A 1,748-nucleotide genomic window follows, 5' to 3' on the forward strand; every position below is an offset into this window, starting at 1 on the left:
GTCAAATGCCAAATTACCTCGTCGTGCCTGCCTGATGGTGGGTGCGTTGAGATTCCTTTGGACAAACGAGATTGTCAGTGACGATCTTCTTGTCAGCTTCAAACTCGCTGTCGTCGGCTTCGGTCGGTGGCATGCAGAATTTCTTTATGGAGAGTTTGATCCTGGCTCAGGATGAACGCTGGCGGCGTGCTTAACACATGCAAGTCGAACGATGAAGGGGGAGCTTGCTCCTCTGGATTAGTGGCGAACGGGTGAGTAACACGTGAGCAATCTGCCCTTGACTCTGGGATAAGCGCTGGAAACGGCGTCTAATACCGGATACGAGCTGCGAAGGCATCTTCAGCAGCTGGAAAGAACTTCGGTCAAGGATGAGCTCGCGGCCTATCAGCTTGTTGGTGAGGTAATGGCTCACCAAGGCGACGACGGGTAGCCGGCCTGAGAGGGTGACCGGCCACACTGGGACTGAGACACGGCCCAGACTCCTACGGGAGGCAGCAGTGGGGAATATTGCACAATGGGCGCAAGCCTGATGCAGCAACGCCGCGTGAGGGATGACGGCCTTCGGGTTGTAAACCTCTTTTAGCAGGGAAGAAGCGAGAGTGACGGTACCTGCAGAAAAAGCACCGGCTAACTACGTGCCAGCAGCCGCGGTAATACGTAGGGTGCGAGCGTTATCCGGAATTATTGGGCGTAAAGAGCTCGTAGGCGGTCTGTCGCGTCTGCTGTGAAAACCCGAGGCTCAACCTCGGGCTTGCAGTGGGTACGGGCAGACTAGAGTGCGGTAGGGGAGATTGGAATTCCTGGTGTAGCGGTGGAATGCGCAGATATCAGGAGGAACACCGATGGCGAAGGCAGATCTCTGGGCCGTTACTGACGCTGAGGAGCGAAAGCGTGGGGAGCAAACAGGCTTAGATACCCTGGTAGTCCACGCCGTAAACGTTGGGAACTAGATGTGGGGACCATTCCACGGTCTCCGTGTCGTAGCTAACGCATTAAGTTCCCCGCCTGGGGAGTACGGCCGCAAGGCTAAAACTCAAAGGAATTGACGGGGGCCCGCACAAGCGGCGGAGCATGCGGATTAATTCGATGCAACGCGAAGAACCTTACCAAGGCTTGACATGTACGAGAACGCGCTGGAGACAGCGAACTCTTTGGACACTCGTATACAGGTGGTGCATGGTTGTCGTCAGCTCGTGTCGTGAGATGTTGGGTTAAGTCCCGCAACGAGCGCAACCCTCGTCCTATGTTGCCAGCACGTCATGGTGGGAACTCATGGGATACTGCCGGGGTCAACTCGGAGGAAGGTGGGGATGAGGTCAAATCATCATGCCCCTTATGTCTTGGGCTTCACGCATGCTACAATGGCCGGTACAATGGGCTGCGATACCGTAAGGTGGAGCGAATCCCAAAAAGCCGGTCTCAGTTCGGATTGAGGTCTGCAACTCGACCTCATGAAGTCGGAGTCGCTAGTAATCGCAGATCAGCAACGCTGCGGTGAATACGTTCCCGGGCCTTGTACACACCGCCCGTCAAGTCATGAAAGTCGGTAACACCCGAAGCCGGTGGCCTAACCCTTGTGGAGGGAGCCGTCGAAGGTGGGATCGGTAATTAGGACTAAGTCGTAACAAGGTAGCCGTACCGGAAGGTGCGGCTGGATCACCTCCTTTCTAAGGAGCTTCTCGCCAGGCTTGCCTGGTGCAGAGCCACTTCGGTCGCGAATGTCGACTGGTGGATGCTCATGGGTGGAA

General features: G+C 56.0%; 1 rRNA gene. It reads left to right on the forward strand.

From position 1 onward, the window contains the following. The first annotated feature begins 143 nt into the window (after positions 1–143). A 16S ribosomal RNA gene (locus ACFQPP_RS14790) occupies positions 144–1,667 on the forward strand. Positions 1,668–1,748: the final 81 nt, after the last annotated feature.

This window comes from Agrococcus sp. GCM10030265 (assembly GCF_042666675.1).
GTDB lineage: Bacteria > Actinomycetota > Actinomycetes > Actinomycetales > Microbacteriaceae > Agrococcus.